19 protein-coding genes are annotated in these 18,724 nt (G+C 40.4%); 9 read left to right on the plus strand and 10 right to left on the minus strand.

Annotated features, from left to right (window positions below; all coding sequences use genetic code 11):
• Positions 1 to 3: 3 nt before the first annotated feature.
• Both H6G77_RS24665 and H6G77_RS24670 read right to left on the minus strand, forming a co-directional pair.
• Positions 4 to 555 (minus strand): J domain-containing protein, encoded by a 552-nt coding sequence (locus H6G77_RS24665; RefSeq protein ID WP_190591358.1) that lies wholly within the window; start codon positions 553 to 555, stop codon positions 4 to 6.
• Positions 556 to 871: 316 nt separating this feature from the next.
• Positions 872 to 1,945, minus strand: a complete 1,074-nt coding sequence (locus tag H6G77_RS24670; protein ID WP_190591359.1) for a DUF1350 family protein — start codon at positions 1,943 to 1,945, stop codon at positions 872 to 874.
• A gap of 300 nt (positions 1,946 to 2,245) precedes the next feature.
• On the opposite strand from H6G77_RS24670, the gene H6G77_RS24675 reads away from it, so the two are divergent.
• On the plus strand, positions 2,246 to 2,794 hold the full coding sequence (locus H6G77_RS24675) for a hypothetical protein (protein WP_190591360.1): 549 nt from the start codon (positions 2,246 to 2,248) through the stop codon (positions 2,792 to 2,794).
• A gap of 76 nt (positions 2,795 to 2,870) precedes the next feature.
• On the opposite strand, the gene cobA is transcribed toward H6G77_RS24675, so the two are convergent.
• A complete protein-coding gene (gene cobA / locus H6G77_RS24680; RefSeq protein WP_190591361.1) occupies positions 2,871 to 4,457 on the minus strand; it encodes a uroporphyrinogen-III C-methyltransferase in 1,587 nt (528 codons plus the stop codon).
• A 209-nt stretch (positions 4,458 to 4,666) separates the two neighbouring features.
• Here cobA and H6G77_RS24685 point away from each other — a divergent pair, with 209 nt between their 5' ends.
• Positions 4,667 to 5,254, plus strand: coding sequence for a Uma2 family endonuclease (locus tag H6G77_RS24685; RefSeq protein WP_190872989.1), 588 nt, complete (start codon positions 4,667 to 4,669; stop codon positions 5,252 to 5,254).
• Positions 5,255 to 5,270: 16 nt separating this feature from the next.
• Here the strand turns inward: H6G77_RS24685 and H6G77_RS24690 are convergent, their stop codons facing one another.
• The 3 genes from H6G77_RS24690 to H6G77_RS24700 are packed head-to-tail and all read right to left on the minus strand — an operon-like array spanning position 5,271 to position 7,303.
• Positions 5,271 to 5,840, minus strand: coding sequence for a Uma2 family endonuclease (locus tag H6G77_RS24690; protein ID WP_190872990.1), 570 nt, complete (start codon positions 5,838 to 5,840; stop codon positions 5,271 to 5,273).
• A gap of 31 nt (positions 5,841 to 5,871) precedes the next feature.
• Positions 5,872 to 6,336, minus strand: a complete 465-nt coding sequence (locus H6G77_RS24695) for a M48 family metallopeptidase (protein WP_190872991.1) — start codon at positions 6,334 to 6,336, stop codon at positions 5,872 to 5,874.
• Between the two features lie 4 nt (positions 6,337 to 6,340).
• Positions 6,341 to 7,303: a homogentisate phytyltransferase gene (locus H6G77_RS24700; RefSeq protein WP_190872992.1), complete on the minus strand. Its 963-nt coding sequence runs from the start codon at positions 7,301 to 7,303 to the stop codon at positions 6,341 to 6,343.
• Between the two features lie 557 nt (positions 7,304 to 7,860).
• On the opposite strand from H6G77_RS24700, the gene H6G77_RS24705 reads away from it, so the two are divergent.
• Positions 7,861 to 9,120 carry a glycoside hydrolase family 10 protein gene (locus H6G77_RS24705; protein WP_190671104.1) on the plus strand — a complete coding sequence of 420 codons (1,260 nt, stop codon included), beginning with the start codon at positions 7,861 to 7,863 and terminating at the stop codon, positions 9,118 to 9,120.
• 103 nt (positions 9,121 to 9,223) lie between these two features.
• On the opposite strand, the gene H6G77_RS24710 is transcribed toward H6G77_RS24705, so the two are convergent.
• Positions 9,224 to 9,391, minus strand: a complete 168-nt coding sequence (locus H6G77_RS24710) for a hypothetical protein (protein ID WP_190591367.1) — start codon at positions 9,389 to 9,391, stop codon at positions 9,224 to 9,226.
• Positions 9,392 to 9,405: 14 nt separating this feature from the next.
• Here H6G77_RS24710 and H6G77_RS24715 point away from each other — a divergent pair, with 14 nt between their 5' ends.
• The 6 genes from H6G77_RS24715 to nadA all read left to right on the plus strand — a co-directional run bounded on the left by H6G77_RS24715 (position 9,406) and on the right by nadA (position 16,010).
• A complete protein-coding gene (locus H6G77_RS24715; protein ID WP_190872993.1) occupies positions 9,406 to 10,095 on the plus strand; it encodes an alternative oxidase in 690 nt (229 codons plus the stop codon).
• 137 nt (positions 10,096 to 10,232) lie between these two features.
• The gene (locus H6G77_RS24720; protein WP_190872994.1) at positions 10,233 to 11,891 is read left to right on the plus strand and encodes an RluA family pseudouridine synthase; all 1,659 of its coding nucleotides are present in this window, start codon (positions 10,233 to 10,235) and stop codon (positions 11,889 to 11,891) included.
• An 82-nt stretch (positions 11,892 to 11,973) separates the two neighbouring features.
• Complete coding sequence (locus tag H6G77_RS24725; protein ID WP_190591371.1) at positions 11,974 to 13,026, plus strand: aldo/keto reductase; 1,053 nt, start codon at positions 11,974 to 11,976, stop codon at positions 13,024 to 13,026.
• Between the two features lie 130 nt (positions 13,027 to 13,156).
• A complete protein-coding gene (dps, locus tag H6G77_RS24730) occupies positions 13,157 to 13,717 on the plus strand; it encodes a DNA starvation/stationary phase protection protein Dps (protein ID WP_190591372.1) in 561 nt (186 codons plus the stop codon).
• Positions 13,718 to 13,982: 265 nt separating this feature from the next.
• Positions 13,983 to 14,699 carry a pirin family protein gene (locus H6G77_RS24735; protein WP_190591373.1) on the plus strand — a complete coding sequence of 239 codons (717 nt, stop codon included), beginning with the start codon at positions 13,983 to 13,985 and terminating at the stop codon, positions 14,697 to 14,699.
• Positions 14,700 to 15,035: 336 nt separating this feature from the next.
• Positions 15,036 to 16,010 (plus strand): quinolinate synthase NadA, encoded by a 975-nt coding sequence (gene nadA / locus H6G77_RS24740; RefSeq protein WP_190591374.1) that lies wholly within the window; start codon positions 15,036 to 15,038, stop codon positions 16,008 to 16,010.
• Positions 16,011 to 16,101: 91 nt separating this feature from the next.
• Here the strand turns inward: nadA and H6G77_RS24745 are convergent, their stop codons facing one another.
• From H6G77_RS24745 to H6G77_RS24755, 3 genes are all read right to left on the minus strand, one after another.
• Positions 16,102 to 16,485: a DUF2358 domain-containing protein gene (locus H6G77_RS24745; RefSeq protein WP_190676311.1), complete on the minus strand. Its 384-nt coding sequence runs from the start codon at positions 16,483 to 16,485 to the stop codon at positions 16,102 to 16,104.
• Positions 16,486 to 16,608: 123 nt separating this feature from the next.
• On the minus strand, positions 16,609 to 17,172 hold the full coding sequence (locus H6G77_RS24750) for a hypothetical protein (RefSeq protein WP_190591376.1): 564 nt from the start codon (positions 17,170 to 17,172) through the stop codon (positions 16,609 to 16,611).
• A gap of 121 nt (positions 17,173 to 17,293) precedes the next feature.
• Positions 17,294 to 18,295 carry an isopenicillin N synthase family oxygenase gene (locus H6G77_RS24755; protein WP_190872995.1) on the minus strand — a complete coding sequence of 334 codons (1,002 nt, stop codon included), beginning with the start codon at positions 18,293 to 18,295 and terminating at the stop codon, positions 17,294 to 17,296.
• Positions 18,296 to 18,724 lie beyond the last annotated feature (429 nt).

The raw sequence follows: 18,724 nt of genomic DNA on the forward strand, positions 1-18,724 counted from the left end.
GCGTTAAGAAATGGTTGATTTGAAGATGGGAAAGTTATGGTTTTGGCATTCCCCAGAACTAGGGAAGTGGGAGAGAGAAGAAATTTGCTGTTTTGGGGTTAGTTGGGGTGATTGAGTTTGAAAAGCCGCCTCACCACGGGCGAAGCCAATAGCGATCGCCAGTAATAAACATCCCACAAAAGTCAGCCCCAGAATAAATAAAGCGAAAATTTCCCCAGAAGAAAGAGGGCGATCGCTGGCATCCAGGTAAGCCGATTTCGAGTAATCATAAGAATAACGCACCGGACGATGCAAATCCGCAGGCGCTTGAATTACACCAAAGCGGGAATAACCAATTTTCAAATCATAACTGAGTCGCCTTTCTGGATGGCTTAACGTAGCATAAGCTTCATTAATTTGCTGAAATTTAGCAGTAGCAAGGGACGCAGGTAATTCTGTAGTGTCTGGATGATAGCGTTTACTCATTTCCCGATAAGCACGGCGAATGTCGATTACCGATGCTGAGGGATGCAGTCCTAATAAAGAATAGTAGGAGGTTTCACTACTTTGTGGCATTGCCCCGTTTTGATTCACGGCTGTTTGAGGTTTGCAATCAAGTTTTTCCTAATATTGTAAACCTGCCTGCCTGTTCCACAGGGGGAAAAATCATTAGATTTCAACGCTATTTCTCAGCGCAGACTCCTAGCAAATCCAATAATTGTCAGAACTTACTGTTTTTTGAGAATGGGTGTAGGTATGTAGAATAACAGGGGTGAGAAGGGAGACAAGGGAAATAAGATAGATTATCTATTGGTATTGCTGAAAGCAGTGTGAACCGATGCAAAAAATTATCCCCGCATTCAACAATACCAATAGTATTTCGATACTTACCTTATTTGTTCTGCATTTCTCGGCGCTTTTGTTCTAAAGCAGCCAGTAGTTTCAGCACAGGCGCTTCAAATTCAGCATTTCTCTTTTTGACGGCTTCAATAGGTGGTACAGAAAGAGTATCGGGAAAATTAAAAACTAAATCACCGATACGTATTCCTAATGGTCTTAAATGTCCACCCTTGAGTTTGTCGCGGAAATTTTCTGGGGGTTTTTGCAAGCTATTAAAGAACCATTCCCTGGTAGATTTGCCGATATTGTCTAAAGGAAAATAAATTAACCCCAGCAAATTAAACAAATTACTGTTTTTAATTAAAGCCTCAGTTTCTTGGGGTGTTGGTTTCACGTTAAACCCAAGACTGATAATAAAATCTGCTAAGGCTTTGGGTTTAATGGCGCTGTCTAATCCAGTATTAACTGGTGCTAATAATAGAGATGCTTGGCTTTTAATAAAGATGCTGTTAATCTTGACATCTGATGAACCAAAATCTGTTTGATTCTGGTTTACATCTTGATTAACGTAATAAGAAGTTAATTTTTGAGCATTGATGCGTTGCTTTTCTAAGTCACGAATCAGGGTTAATAAATCGTTGACAATACTTTTAACTTTTTTGGCTTGTTTTTCTGGCGATAAATTTCCTGAAGTTTCTTTGACGATTTTCCAAACAAAATCTTCTATTTTTTCTGGATCTTTCGGCAAAGCACTAAAAGCTTCTAAAAGAGCAATATACTTACAACCAATACTGTGACCTATCCAAGAAAAGTTAGAATCATCGAGATAGATTTTATAGTCATAACCTGCTACTTCTGCCATTCTGACTAATTCTGGGATGATCTTATATTGTTCTCGAATGAGAAAACCTGCTTCTCTATAATGGTCAAAGGTAAAGTTAAACGGTAAGAGAATAATTGTATAGCCTTGCTGATACAAACATTCCAGCAAATAGCGATAAAAAAACATTGGCCCAAATGTGCCGAAAAAAGCTCCACCAATGAATTGAATCACGCCTTTAGGTTGGGGATGTAGTGCTACCCAGCTAAAGGAAACAGGTTTAAATCTCAATTTTAAGTTTGTCATGTTTGTGCTTGATAAACAATAGGAATTGAGGGTGTGCTGATGAATCAGAACACGCCTAAAAAAATATGCTGTGCTGAGATAACTTCTCAGAATCTCATTTGATTCTGAATTTTGCTGTATGTTTGTGGCTTGTCATTAAATACTGCTTATTAAGTAATAATTACGTTAACTGTAATTTTTCTTTACAATTGATGATATTCTCTTGTAGTGTCATCATGTGAACGGCTGTAGCAGATAAGTTGATAAAATCTAGACATAAACAGCAATTATTCCTCAAAAATAGTAAAATTTGGAGAATTTATGCCCAAGCTCAACGTTAAACAGAAAAACTGGTTACTTTCAGCCCATGTTGCATTCGGTAGTATTTGGTTTGGTACGGCTGTGTGTATGATCGCGATCGCCTTAAAAAATAGTCATACTACTAACGGCGATGAATTGTATGCGGTTAATGCTGCTTTGAAATTGCTGGATGATTTTGTAATTATTCCTTCGGCAAACTTGTCTTTACTAACTGGTGGACTGCTTTGCTGGCTAACCATTTGGGGATTTTTTAAACATTACTGGGTAATCTTCAAATGGGTGGTGACAGTTAGTTTGATTACGACTGGAACTGTGTGGTTAGGGCCTTGGTTGAATGCTGCTACAAGTATTTCAGATATTGAGCGATCGCAAGCCTTGAGTAATCCCCTGTACAATTTTGATATCAAAGGTGTTTTAATCGGTGGTGCTATTCAAACTGGCTTTATACTGGCGATTATTGCTGTTTCTGTATTGAAACCTTGGGGTAGAAGAATTACCAAACCCGCAGAATCATCTACTGCTTTAAAAACAGAGACGAAAGTCAATTAACTTGTTTTCGGTCAAAAAACCTCCTGTGATCCTCGGCGTATCAACTTTGATGTTGCCTAGACATCAATAATTATGTTCATCGAAACTCCCTACTTCCCTCCGCCCATTTCACCAAAGCTTGAGTTAGTCCTTCTAAGGTATATTCTTCAGCCTCCACATCTACCCGGCCAAATAAAGCGTGACAAGTTTTAGAAGTTTGGGGGCCGATGGAAGCAATGCAAACATCTGCTAAATTGATCACAGCATGATTCGCAAATGTGCGATCAATAATTTGACAGAAAAACTGCACAGTTTTAGAACTGGCAAAGGTAATAATATCGACTTGGTGATTTTGTAAGGCTAACTTCGCTGATTCGGGAATACTACTAGGACAGCAAGATTGATAAGCTGCAACTTCGATAACTTCTGCACCTTTGGCGGTTAATTCTTTGACTAAAATTTCTCGACCACCGGTTTCAACTCTGGGGAATAAAATCTTTTTACCAGACAAGGTTTCGGGAAAATGTTCTACTAAAGAATCGGCTACAAAGTTCGGTGGAATAAAATCTGGTTTGAGTGCTTGTTGTTTGAGAGATTGGGCTGTTTTTTCACCAACAACGGCAATTTTGACATTAGCTAAAGCGCGAGAATCTTTACCCAATGCGGTTAATCTGGCAAAAAAGTATTCCACACCATTGGTAGAAGTCAGAATTAACCAGTCGAAGTCAGATAAACTAGCGATCGCATGATCCAAATCTGCCCAACTCGCAGGCGGGCCAATTTCTAAAGCTGGCATTTCAATGACTTTAGCACCAACCGCCTGGAGGCGATCGCTAAATTCGCTTGACTGTCCCACAGAACGAGTGACTAAGATAGTTTTTCCAGCGAGGGGGAGGTGGTTGGACATAGTTGGCAGACTGGGAATAATTGCTGTAGTGGAATCCTCAGCATTTATTTTCTCAGATTGTAAGTACTGCCGCAGCCTGACCACTTCACCAATTACAATTACCACTGGCGAGAGGGATAATCCTGTGATTTTTTCGAGGATATTGTTTAATTGACCAGTCCAAACTTGTTGATTCGGTGTTCCTGCCCAACGGATAATGGCAATGGGAGTGAGGCGCGATCGCTTACGCCGCAATAATTGATGTATGATTTCCGGCAAATGTTGTCCACCCATCAAGATTACCAGCGTCTCTAACCTTGACAGCGCCTCCCAGTCCAAAGTATCTGGTTCGTGGGCGGTAAACACAGCAAAACACCGACTCATCGCCGCATCTGTTAATGGAATTCCCGCAAACAACGGCGCGGCTAAAGCGGAGGAAATTCCCGGTATAACTTCAAATTCACAACCTGCTGCTTTTAAAGCTTCAATTTCCGAAGTACAGCGTCCAAAAATAAACGGGTCGCCTGATTTTAACCTGACAACTTGTTGACCAGCTTGACAGTGCTGCACCAATAATTTATTAATTTCCCCTTGGGTTGTACTTGGTTTACCACCACGCTTACCCACATCTAACCTTAAACAATTCGCTGGTACACAGTTTAACAATTGCTCATCCACCAGAGCATCATAGACCAGCACCTCAGCCACAGCCAAGAGATGATAAGCCTTAACTGTCAGGTACGCCACATCTCCCGGCCCTGCACCGACGAGGTAAACTTTGCCTTGTTGTTTAGTCATGATCTGAGATTAATGCGATCGGGCATAAAAATTTCATCCCAGAAGGCAAGATAATTAGCGATGAGTTAGTGATCGTAGAATAATTCATATACAGATAGATTACTTCGGCAAAGACGAAATCCTTAACCCTCAAGAAATAACATTACTATTTACAGAAGGTTTTGTTAAGGTATGCCCCGTCTAATTTAGTTTTTTAAGGAAGTGTTGATATGAGTATCCCACTTGTAGAACAGTCCGCAGAAGAAAAACTGATAACTCTCAAAGATGTTTCTTGGGAGCAGTTTAAAGGAATTGAAGCCCAGCTCTTGGACAACCACAATGTTCGATTGTCTTATTTATCAGGAATGTTAGAAATTATGTCGCCAATTGGTGAAGAACATGAATATGTGAAAAGAACTCTCGGTTATTTATTAGAAGCTTATATGAGAGAGTTGGGTATACGTTTTTATGGTCGTGGTGGCTACACTTTAGAAGAACCTGGATATGCTTCAGGTACACCAGATGAATCCTATAGCATTGGCACAAAAAAAGAAGTCCCAGACATAGTTATTGAAGTTATCATCACCAGTGGAACTATTAATAGAAAAGAGTTATATAAACCTAAAAAAGTACCAGAAGTGTGGTTTTGGAAATCTAACTCTATCAAAATATTTCGCCTGAGCGAACAGGGTGAATATGAGGAAGTAGAAAGAAGTGGTTTTTTTCCTAATTTAGATCCAAGCATACTGCTAAAGTATATAACCATACCTGACCAGTACGATGCTGTACAGCAATTTATTCAGGATATCCGCAATTAAAAATTATTAATTTTTATTACAAATTTACCTTTAACCAGCCAAAAATTTCACCTACTGTTAACTGTAAACCTTGGCAGAAATCTGGCACTGGCAAAACACTATCAATTGCCTCAAATGCTAAAGGTTGTTTTCCCGCAGGATAAGCAGCAATAAATCGCTCGTCAGGGTCAATTAACCAACCCATTTGAGTGCCGTGATTGAGAGCGTGTAAGATTTTCTTTGTAACTTTCGTATGGCTTTGTTCTGGGGAAAGAATTTCGATCATCCAATCGGGTGCGATAGTAAACGTATTAGCAATATCACCATTTTCATCAACAGGAAGCCTTACCCAAGAAAACACAGCAACATCAGGAACTAGAGAAATTACGCCAAATGTGCAGCGTAATTCAGGAAAAGCCCAACCCATTTTTTTGACTTTTACAACAGCATTAATTTTGGGACAGAGTTCTCCTTGAATAGTGCTATGCTTTCCTTGCGGGATATGTTTTTGAATTACTTGACCGTCGATGTATTCTGAGCTTGGCTGAGTTTCTGGTAGTGTGAGAAACTCTTGTAAAGTCAATGTTTTCTTTGGTGTTTGTACCATAGAGACTCAATTTAAAATGATTAATCAATATTTAAGTTGATTTGGCGTTGATTTTTGCCAATAACTGAGCCACTTTTTGGGCTTTTTCTGGTTGGCGTTTTTGAAATAAATTTTGTGCTGTTTGCAAATTAGTCTTAGCTGCTTCTGGTTGATTTTGCTGCATTAAGACATTGGCTAGGCGTAAATAAGCTTCGGGGTTTTTGGGACTGCGGCGAATGACTTCTTGGAATAATTCTGTGGCTTCGGAAATTCTATCTTGCTGATATACAACATCTCCTAAAAATAGGCGCACGACATCATTCGTAGAGTTGATAGCAATCACTTTGCGAAACTCTGCTTCCGCGCCTGGATAGTCTTTTTGCTGATAAAGATTGATGCCTTTTTGAAAGTAGTTGGAGGTGATTAAGGTTTTCACAGCAAAATAAATCAGTAGAAAAACACTCGCAATCACTACCAACGTGGCAAGAATATCAATTACTGGAGGGGTGTCTAGCATTGTGTTAAGCCAACAAACAACCGATGGGGAATATTAAATATTCTAAGAAAAAGAGTTTCCAAATGAATTGATAAAATTGGGCGATCGCACGTTTATCTTGTAAGTCTACCGTTAAACTGCGAAACCACATCCCACACAGCAATAATAAATGGGTAATCACCAAAAATGCTGAGTTGACAGCCTCTAGCCGCAATACACCCGCCAACATCATCCCCAAATAGCAGAGGGTGAGTACCCAAAGTGCCAAGTTAAATACAGATTGCGTTCCGAGTTGAATTGTAAAAGTAGAGATATTGTACAAGCGATCGCCTTCGATATCAGGGATGTCTTTAAAAATGGCGATCGCAAAGGTAAACACTAAGATAAATATCGTCAGTACCCACACGGCTGGCGGAATTAATTCTTTGCTTTGCAGTACCCAATTAAAATGCAAAAATAAACCCAAATTCACAATTGTTCCACGTACCGAAAAAATGCACAGTGCTGCCCAAAATGGAAACTGTTTCAAGCGAATTGGTGGTAAGGAATAAGCTGTACCAATTGCCAAGCTTAATGCTACCATCCCAAATAAAAACGGCCCATTTAACCAGGCAATTACTAAAGCTAAAATCCCTGTTGTAATGACAATCAATTGTCCTATAGGTCGAGAAAATTCCCCAGATGCTAGTGGTAAATGCGGCTTATTAATCTTATCTATCTCTACATCTTCTAGCTGATTTAAGCCGACAATGTAAATATTGCCACATAAACAAGCTATCCATGCACCTAAAACTGGTAAAAGGGAATTGGAAATTGGCAATAGGAAGTCAACTCGATGATTAATGGCAATGGCAATCACATATAAACCCAAAACACTCAGACTGGTGCCAATAATTGTGTGTGGACGAGAAAACTTCCAAAAGGCATATAACCAATTAAATGGCTGCGGTTTGCTTGCTAAAAGGCTGTTTTGAGAACTCTGGCGCATGAGTAGCTGAGATTAAGTATTCTGGCTTATTGTTAATCATTGTCACAGAATTAGCTGATTAACAACAGTCTTAGGTGGAATGCAGTTGCTTTGATGGACATATTGAGGGATGATGAATTTCGGACTCAGCTAAAACACATCTTTCAAGAAACCCAAGGGTATAGGTTTGAGTTTGTTACATAACTACCTGTAAAGGCTGATTAAAATTCATCACAGCAATTTTCTCATTCAAGATAAATCTGAGTATTATTGCTGTAGTCGATTGTCATAAAACGCAGTATCGCTTCCTATTTTCATTATCTTAAGTTATTAATAACACAGTATAGTATCAGTAATTTTTGGTAATGATTCCACGAATGTCAGGTAAGATAAAGACTTGGTAAACTACCTGTTAGACGCGATGTATATTGGACACTAATGGATACTGGTTACGTCATCCTGAATTGACGGTATGAATTCTATTTGAGTTTCCCCGGTGCAGAAGTTCGATGTGCAGCATTGAATGAACAACTACCAATTAACCATTCCTCTAGTAAACATCAATACTTCAAGGCTATATGGCTAATAAATTCCATCACAAAAATAGGCGATGGCGTGAGTGGGTAGGTGACAAATCATTCAACCCGATGAAACTCTTGACTTTCTTAGGTTTGGGGCGCAAGCTAAAACGGCTAGTGCCTGTGCTGATGTTAGTTTCTTTTGTGGCAGTATTGGTAGTAGATGGGCTAAAACCTGCGATCGCTCAACTACCACGCCAAGAAATTCGCGGTGTGTGGATGACTAACAATGATTTTAATGTTTTGCGCGATCGCGTCAAGGTGCGGGACGCTGTAAAACACCTACAACGCCTCAATTTCAATACTATCTATCCTGTGGTGTGGAACTCTGGCTATGCGATGTATCCCAGTGCAACCGCCCAAGGTGCAGGTATTCAGCCTTTTATTACCCGTGGTTTAGAGGGGCAAGATATCCTCGCAGACTTAATTAATCACGCCCATCGTAAAGGTTTGTTAGTTATACCCTGGTTTGAGTTTGGGTTCATGGCTCCGCCAACATCCGAGTTAGCATTAAATCATCCAGAGTGGTTAACGCAAAAGCGCAATGGTAGTGAAACTTCTATCAGCGCGGCGGGTGAAGTTGTTTGGCTAAATCCTTTCCATCCCCAAGTACAACAGTTTATTACTAACTTGGTGTTAGAAGTCGTCACCCAATATGATGCTGATGGTATTCAGTTTGACGACCACATGAGTTTGCCCCATGAATTTGGTTATGACAAATATACAGTAGCTTTATATACCCAAGAAACCAAAAACAATCCTCCTGCAAACCCTAATGATTCAGCTTGGGTAAAATGGCGGGCAGATAAAATTACAGCTTTCATGGTGAGACTGAACCAAGCAGTGAAAGCCAGAAAACCCAATAGCATTTTTTCTGTATCACCAAATTATTATGATTTTGCTTATAAGTTCCACCTGCAAGATTGGCTGGCTTGGATACGGCAAAATATTGTAGATGAGCTAATTGTGCAAGTTTATCGTCCTGATTTCCAGAGTTTTGTTGCCAATATCGGCCGTAGCGAAATTCAAGAAGCACAACAAAAAATTCCCACCGGAATCGGAATTATGGCAGGGTTACGCAATAACCCAGTCCCAATGCCACAAATTAAGGCTCAAGTACGGGCTACTCAAGAACGGGGTTTAGGTGTAGCCTTTTTCTATTACGAAAGTTTGTGGGATGTTGCTCCTGAAACAGTAGCAGAACGTCAGGAAGGATTTAAGCGACTGTTCCCTTATCCGGTAGTTCGCGCCAAAATCTGACAATTAGGTTGAAATTTAGCCATGAGGAACAAGATCCCCAACTTCTTCAAGAAGTCGGGGATCTGAACTTTAAAACAGTTTTTAATATCTGCTATTAGTTGAGTCAAACAAATGCGATCGCTTGATGTAATGAACCACAATTGAGCGATCGCATTTTACTATGTTCAATTTCAATATTCCTCACAAGTTCCTCAAATTTTAGCTGTATAAAAAATTGCACAGGTAAGATAACTAACCCAGCTATCTCAACTACTCCTAATCTTTTAAGCATACATGGAGACAGCTATGATTCGTTTGCTTGTGAATATTTTGGTATTTGTGATCAATACTGTTTATCGCGATCGCCCTTATCCTCGTTTTTATGTTTTAGAAACAGTAGCGCGTGTACCTTACTTTTCTTATCTCTCAGTGTTGCATCTTTATGAAACTTTGGGATTATGGCGCAAAGCTGATTGGCTGAAGGTTCATTTTGCCGAATCTTGGAATGAATTGCATCACCTATTAATTATGGAATCTTTAGGTGGAGACGCATTTTGGGGCGATCGACTATTAGCCAAAACTACAGCATTAATTTATTACTGGATTATTACTTGTGTGTATTTCTTTTCACCGCGTTCTGCCTATCATTTTATGGAACTGGTGGAAAAACACGCATACAGCAGTTATCATAAATTCTTGACAGCAAATGAAGTGGGATTGAAAGCCCAACCGGCTCCATTAGTAGCAATCCGTTACTATCGTGATGGCGACTTATATATGTTTGATGAGTTTCAAACATCTCATCAACCCACTGAACGCCGTCCTCAAATTGATCATCTTTATGATGTGTTTGTGGCAATTCGAGATGATGAAATGGAACACGTAAGAACTATGGAAGCTTGCCAACAAACTAATGCACAACTTTCATTTAAGAGTCCTCATACCTTGGAAATGAAGACAGTTACAGCTAACTTTGAGCTTGAGGTTCACTCATAAACCCCTTGGACTAGCGTAGCAAGGCTAAAATGTTGCTAAAAAATTGTAGCGACTTTCAAGACAGTCGCTACATTTAATGTACTACTTTAGTATTGATACGTTACTACTTCAGATTTATCTGATAAATCTTCTCTTAAATGCTTGACTGTTCGCTGCTTTCGCCAATTTCAGATTTTATTGATTGTAATTTTACAGTCAAGCATTTTTCTCCTAACTATTACTATGAAGGGCGTTGTCCCCAAACTGGCGAACTGCTGAGATTACCCCGTACTGCTTTGATAGAAGGAATTGCCCGTGGCTTAATGAACTATCTCGCTAGAGATGAGCGTTATGCTAGGGAAGGTAAGATGTATGGTGTTTTATTAGTTGAATTGCCCAGTGGTGAACAAAAAGTTATTCAAGCTTTCTCAGGATTATTAAATGGTAAAAGTGTTGTTGATGGCTGGGTTCCGCCAATTCCCGGAAGAGATACAGTTGCTTTATCAGAAGCGGAGACTTTAGCAAAATTAGAGACAATTAAACAAGAAATTATTAATTTACAAGAATTACCAGAACGACAGCAGTATGAAATATTATCTGCTGAATTTACACAGCAATTGCAAGTCATGAGCGATCGCCATCGTGAATGCAGATATCAACGCCAAGCCCAACGCCAAATACTGGGCGAAACACTCACAAGTGAAGTTCTCACCACTGCACTTGCAGAACTTGACGCAGCCAGTCGCAAAGATGGGATTGAACGGCGACAACTCAAACGTCAGCGAGATGAAGTTTTACAGCCGCTTCAACAATTAATTACCGCCGCAGATACCAAAATCAGAGAATTAAAACAACAGCGTAAAACCTTATCTCGTCAACTCCAAGCCCAAATGCACGCTGCTTATTCGCTGATGAATTTTTTCGGTCAATCTCTCACCTTACAACAATTAATGCCGGATGGTTTACCCACGGGTACAGGCGACTGTTGCGCCCCAAAGTTGTTGCATTACGCCGCCACCCATCACCTTAAACCCCTCGCAATGGCAGAATTTTGGTGGGGGAAATCTTCAGGAGATAAAATTCAAGGGGAATTTTATGAAGCTTGTGTAGAACGTTGTCAGCCGTTGATGGGATTTTTGCTGTCGGGTATTAAACCTAATAGTTCAAGGGGAGTTGTCAGTCCCTCCGCTACTAGAGAGGAGATTATCTATCAAGACGAATGGCTAATTGCTGTGAATAAACCTGCGGGACTATTATCAGTTCCCGGCCGTTATCAAGACACCCAAGATAGTGTAGTGAGTCGTTTACGGAATTTATTAGCTGATGGGACGAACCTTGTATCTGTGCATCGTTTGGATCAGGAGACTTCTGGTATTTTGTTGATAGCACGCGATCGCAATACGCACTATCACCTCAGTCAACAATTCCAACAGCGACAAGTGCATAAAGTTTATGAAGCAATTTTGGCAGGTGCGGTGACTCAAAATCACGGTGTGATTGAATTACCACTTTGGGGAAATCCGCAAAATCGCCCTTATCAACAAGTTGATTGGCAACATGGTAAACCCAGTGTCACCAAGTTTCAGGTAATTGCCAAAGAAGGCGAATACACCCGCGTAGAATTTATCCCCCTCACCGGACGCACCCATCAGCTGCGGGTTCATGCGGCGGTAGGATTAGGCGTGGTAATATTGGGCGATCGCCTTTATGGATGTAATGCTAATGCAAATCGTTTACATCTCCACGCCAGGGAAATCAGTTTTTACCATCCCCAATTAGCCAAAACTCTTCATTTACAAGCAACAACACCTTTTTAAATCAGTGTCATCTACCATTGGTCAATTGTTACTGCTAATTTTTCACTGCTAAGGTAATTAAAAACTACCAATTGCGAGTGATATGAGATACAAACTCTTAGGCAAAAGTGGGTTGAGAGTTTCGGAACTCTGCTTGGGAACGATGACTTTTGGTGAAGACTGGGGTTGGGGTGCTTCTGTTGATGAAAGTCGGAGAATTTTTGAGACTTTTACAGCAGCCGGTGGGAATTTTATTGACACCGCCAATGGTTACACCAACGGTAGTAGTGAAAAAATTGTTGGTGAATTAATTGCTCAAGACAGAGAACGCTTTGTAGTTGCAACTAAATACTCTTTTCCCTCGCGGATGGGAGAAAATACAGGTAATCCCAATGGTAGCGGCAATCATCGCAAGAATTTGGTGCAATCCTTAGAAGGTAGTCTCAAACGACTGAATACAGACTATATTGATTTATTTTGGTTACATGCTTGGGATTTTACCACTCCAATTGAGGAGGTAATGCGATCGCTTGATGATGTGGTGCGTCAAGGTAAGGTTCTTTACATTGGGATTTCTGATGCACCTGCTTGGATTGTGGCTCAAGCTAATACTATCGCTCAATATCAAGGCTGGACGCAGTTTGTAGCTTTGCAAATTGAGTATAATTTAATTCAGCGAACACCAGAACGAGATTTGCTCCCAATGGCTAAAGCCCTTGATTTAGCAGTCACACCTTGGTCGCCCTTAGCTGGTGGTGTACTGACAGGTAAGTATAATCAGCCTCTGCAACCAGGAGAAGAACAAGGTAGGCTTGCCAACACTGCATTTGGAACTGTATCAGAACGCAGTTTAGCGATCGCCGCAGTAGTGAGTCAAGTTGCTACGGAAATTGGCGCTTCACCTTCGCAAGTCGCATTAGCTTGGTTACGCGCCCAAAGTGGTGTAATGATTCCTATCGTCGGCGCACGCAAACTCAGCCAATTTCAAGATAACTTGGCTTGTTTAGATATCACCTTATCGCCGGAACACCTGCAACGCCTCAACGAAGTGAGTCAAATTGAACTAGGTTTTCCCCACGACTTCTTGCAAAATGACATCATCCGCGATCGCCTGTTTGGTGGTACATTCAATGCGATCGACAACCACCGCCTTTGAATTACTGAGTATCCGCAAGAGTAATCAAGATAATAAATCATTCCTGCGGAAAAACCATCTGTCTTTCGGAAGTTCCCCAAACTCCATCACTATTTGTAGACTCAATGTGTCGATCAACAAATTTAGAACCATGAGCGACAATAAGCAGACATCCCGTCTTTATCCCTCTCGTATTGATATTCCTGCCGAAGCACGTTCTCAAATCGTAGCCATTCTGAATCAAACATTGGCAGCTACCTTAGATTTGAAAACCCAGACAAAGCAAGCACACTGGAACGTTAAAGGTACAGACTTTTATCAGTTGCACGAATTGTTTGATGAGATTGCAGGCGAATTAGAAGAATATGTTGATACAGTGGCTGAACGTGTCACCGCGTTAGGTGGCTATGCTTTCGGAACCGCAAGACTAGCGGCTAGTAACTCCATCCTGCCAGAATATCCTCTGGATATTTTGGATGGCAAAGACCATGTAACCGCATTAGCCGACCGTTTTGCACCTTACGCTAAACATATCCGAGAAGCGATCGCTAAAACCGACGACTTAGGTGATGCAGACACCGCAGACCTTTACACCGAAATTTCTCGCACCATTGACAAACGACTGTGGTTCTTAGAAGCTCATTTGCAAGTAGCAGAAATTAAAGCAGAGAATGGCTCTGCTACTACTAAAACACCAGCTACAGTTAGATAATTCCTGGCAAACTTCATAGTATCCTTTTGGTAAGTACGCCACTTTTTAGTGCGTACTTTTCATTTTATAGGTAGATATTCTAATATTTAAATAAGTCGAAAGCCAGCTAGATAAATCAAAATTCTCTCTGAGATTAGTGATTAATTGGCAGTTAAAATCTAGCGCATCGATTTGGTAATTAATTAACTGCATTAATTTGCATATTTCTGTACACAAGAATATTAATTATTGAGATTACCAAAACTAAATCAACTGAGGTAAATTTATGTCTCAAAATACAATTAACTATTTAATTCATGATCGAAACAATCGCGGTCGGAGCCAAATCGGCTGGCTAGATAGTTACCACACATTTTCCTTCAGCCATTTTTATGATCCCAATCGGATGGGATTCCGGTCTCTGCGCGTGATTAACGACGATCGCATTGCGCCTGGTGCGGGTTTTCCTACCCACGGACATCGAGATATGGAAATTCTCACTTATGTGCTGTCTGGCGCTGTTGAGCATAAAGATAGTTTGGGTACAGGTTCAGTCATTCGTCCTGGTGATGCTCAAATTATGAGTGCAGGTACAGGAATTATGCACAGCGAGTTTAATCCCTCACCCACCGAACCACTCCATCTACTGCAAATCTGGATTTTACCAGATGAGCAAGGCTTGGCTCCCAGATATGAACAAAAAGCATTTTCTGTAGAAGAAAAACGCGGTCAATTACGCTTAATCGCCGCCAAAGATGGCCGCGACGGTGCGGTAACAATTCATCAAGATGTGGATTTATACGCCTCTGTTTTAGAAAGCGGTGATGTGGTGAATTATCACCTGAAACGCGATCGCTATGCTTGGTTGCAAATAGCTCAAGGTATAGCCACACTGAACGGCGAAGAACTCAGAGCCGGTGACGGTGTACAAATCAGTGGCGAGGAAAAACTCGAAATTAGCACCAACCTGAGCGCGGAAATCCTGCTATTTGATTTAAAGTGAGTTCCATGAGTGCTGTTTGACCTCCAGCTTTTATCAGTTGACAATTGTCAACTGATTAGATTTACAAATAACTCATCGTGATGGCGGAAAAATCAGCACCCCCTACTACTGTAAAGGCGGGTTAATAGGGGATTTCCTTTACCCAGAGATTCTTTTACTCAACCTGCCCTTACCTATAAAGATAATTGCCAAAACTAACCTAGGATATCATACGCTTTTATATACTTACGTAATACTTCAAAAAGTCTTTAATTTTATTGCCTGTTATTTTTGGTAAAAACTACTATAATTGAATCCACTAGATAAAATACTTGCAACCATAAGCAACCCCTAACTGTGTTTACAACTGCATTTGCACCAAAAAACCAAACCCAATCAGGTGAACTACCACGAGATTTATTTGCTGCTATTGAGGATTTAAAAAAAGAACTCAATGCGGTAATCTTGGCGCATTACTATCAAGAACCAGATATTCAAGATATTGCAGATTTTATTGGTGATTCGTTACAACTGGCGAAAGCCGCAGCTCAGACCAATGCAGATGTAATTGTCTTTGCTGGCGTACACTTTATGGCAGAAACAGCCAAAATTCTCAATCCTGATAAGTTAGTACTGTTACCTGATTTAACTGCTGGTTGTTCTTTAGCAGATAGTTGTCCACCAAAGGAATTTGCGGCGTTTAAAGCAGCTTATCCTGATCATTTGGTGGTTTCGTATATTAACTGCTCTGCTGACATTAAGGCAATGAGCGATATTATTTGTACTAGTTCTAATGCTGTCAAAATTGTGCAGCAGATACCCAAAGACCAGCCAATTATTTTTGCTCCAGACCGGAATTTAGGGCGCTATGTCATGGAACAAACTGGCAGAGATTTGGTACTGTGGCAAGGTAGCTGTGTTGTCCATGAAACCTTTTCCGAAAAGAAAATCGTCCAGTTAAAAATAGCACATCCCCAAGCGGAGGCGATCGCTCACCCAGAATGTGAAACTAGCGTTTTGCGCCACGCTAATTATATTGGTTCGACGGCAGCTTTACTCAAATATTGTCAGACCAGCCCTGCCCAAGAATTTATTGTGGCGACAGAACCAGGAATTATTCACCAAATGCAAAAATTTGCGCCAGATAAGCATTTTATTCCTGCGCCACCAACAAATAATTGTAACTGTAATGAGTGTCCGTTTATGCGACTCAATACATTAGAAAAATTGTATTTAGCGATGAAAAATCGCGCTCCTGAAATTACAATGTCTGAAGATATTAGAGTGGCGGCGCTGCGTCCCATGCAACGGATGTTAGAAATGAGTGTTTAAAAGTGCTGCTGTCACAAACTTGGAATATTTGAGAGCAACAAGATATCCGACTTCTTCAAGAAGTCGGGTATCTGAACAAGCTTTGATAACACTATTTAACTGGAAAGAAATGCTGTTTAATTACATCTAGCTGTGAACAATTCCAATAATCAATGTGAGAAATAATCAAATCATCAGAGTTAAGTTTTAATTCGCTCCAGCCAGTGATAGAAATGCGGGGTTTCCAAGGTAAGGGACTATTCCAACTCAGTGTCCACTCAGTTTTGATAGTGTCTCCCAAACGTTGAATACTATGTAAATCCATTTTGAGATTTAAAAAGAAAGTCTGGATAAATTTAATCATCCACTGATAAAGTTTAATTCCTCGAAATTTAAAAACTGCATCTTGAAAATAAACATCTTCTGCGTAAATTGAATATGTTTGATTTTCAGGAAATCTTTGATAATCTTCTTTGAGAATTTCGATAATATCCATGAATAAAAATAGGGAGTAGGGGGTAGGGGGTAGGGACTAAGAATTAGGGATTAGTATTTTTTCTCAGCACTCAGCACTCAGCACTCAGCACTCAGCACTCAGCACTCAGCACTCAGCACTTTGCTATATTTCATTCCACAGGCGTTCTAGTTGATATTGCCAAGTTGCTAATACTTGTTCTCTATCGTTAGCAGATTGGTTAATTTCACCCATTAAGCCTTCTGCATAAAATCTGTCTAAGTTTTGCATTGTGGCTTGTAGAGATTGTCCTTGCTGTTTTGCGCCTTGGATAATTTTGCGGAGGCGGTTTTCAATAAATCGATTGAAGACATCATTTAAACCAGCTTTATGAAGAGAAAGCAGTCTAGAAATAGCATTGGCAAAATCCGCACTCACTAATGTACCCATATTATGGTGATAGACTCCCCAAACTACTCCGTCATAGATGGCGTAGCGGGTTTCCTGAGTTTCATCAAAGTTGGCTTCTAAAAATTGGGTTAAAAATGTTTCCGCTTCTTGTAGCGGTACAATCGGCAATAGCACTCGCAGCCAAGTTTGGTCTTCTGACAGCAGCACTAACAGCCGAAAACTAGGTGAGTCTACTTGCCAAGATCCAGGTGCGATCGCAGCTATACTTTCTGTACCAAAGAATTCTGTTAGTGTTACCGCAATTTCGTCAGGTGTCATAGTCTAAATTTGAGCTTTACCATCTAGGGTAACGCTTTCAAGGCACAAAGGTTATCTGTGAAATTTGGGTGTCAGGGTGTGGGGGTGTTCTTTTAACTCAGCACTTTCAACTCAGCACTCTTCATAAAACTGTGCGCTGTAACTCTGGGAAAACTTTGGCTACTTTACTCAGCACGTAATCACCGTAGGTTCCTTGAAAGTTATGCACACTGGCTTTATCCCAACGTTCTTGAGAATCTTCTTGGACGACGTGATTTAATTCAATCGGTTTGACTTCTACATCAAAGTTGGGATCGAAGAAGAACGGAAAGGATAGGCGATCGCGTCCACTAAAATTTTGTACCCGATGGGGTGTAGATTTGTATAATCCGCCTGTCATACGATCGAGCATATCGCCGATGTTACAGACAAAGGAGTTCGGTACAGGTGGCGCATCAATCCAGCGTGATTTTGATTTGATTTGCAAACCACCTAAATTGTCTTGTTTGAGAATAGTTAATACGCCGTAATCTGTATGTTCACCAACTCCCCAGCGAATTTCGTCGTTGCTTGATAACTGATCAGGCGGGTAGTTAAAGATGCGAAATAATATTAAGGGGTCGCTGGTGTAGCGATCGCTAAAGTAAGATGCTTCTAATCCCAAGCTTAAGGCAATACCTGTCATTAAAATATGTCCCAGCTTGGTCATTACTGACATATACTCTAGTACTGTCTCACGAAATAGTGGCAGATTAGGCGGAAACAAATTTGCACCGTGCATAGGTGTACCAGCTTTTACCTGCGGGTGTGATGAAGTTAATTCCGCACCAAAATAAATCCCCTCTTTTAAATCTGGCTTTCCTGATGTGAGTTCGTCACCCACAGGAAAGTAACCCCGCCATGCTTTTCCAGCCAACGCCATAGGGATTTGCATTTTGGTGGCTAAATCTTGGGCAAAAAATTCACGGCTACAATCTTCTAGGCGCTGCTGCAAGTCTATATCTACACCATGCCCAATAATATAGAAAAATCCATATTCCCGACAGGCTTGACCAATTTTTGCTGCTGTCAGGTGGCGATCGCTACTTTCTGTGACTAAGGCACTGATATCTATAATCGGAATTTGGTATTGTGTGATTGCCATAGTTTGATTTTTTACGTAATATTTAACACATCAATTTTTGATATATCTCATCGCCTTTCTTAACTTAGTGAGTTATAGATAAAAATAATTAACCGCAGATAGATTTGTCCTTCAGTCAACTAGTAAAATTTTCTCTCAATGCCAGATAACTTGTAGTTAATCTCTGCTAAATAACTGTGCAGAAATTCTTAACCTAAATTTGTACTAATTTTAACTGGTTCTTTGCTCATACTGTCTGTCTTCATAAGAAGATTATGGGGTAACAATACTAAAATACACTAAATCTATCAAGTTTTAGATGTATTGGCTAATTTCTTTCTGACAGAAGAAAAAAGGAGTCATTAATGTGATTGATTAAACTGACAATCGCACATCAATAAAACTTTTAAATATTACGGTAATGTCACCCGAAAAATTGACAAGATGCGA

The organism is Aulosira sp. FACHB-615, from assembly GCF_014698045.1.
Classification (GTDB): domain Bacteria; phylum Cyanobacteriota; class Cyanobacteriia; order Cyanobacteriales; family Nostocaceae; genus Nostoc_B.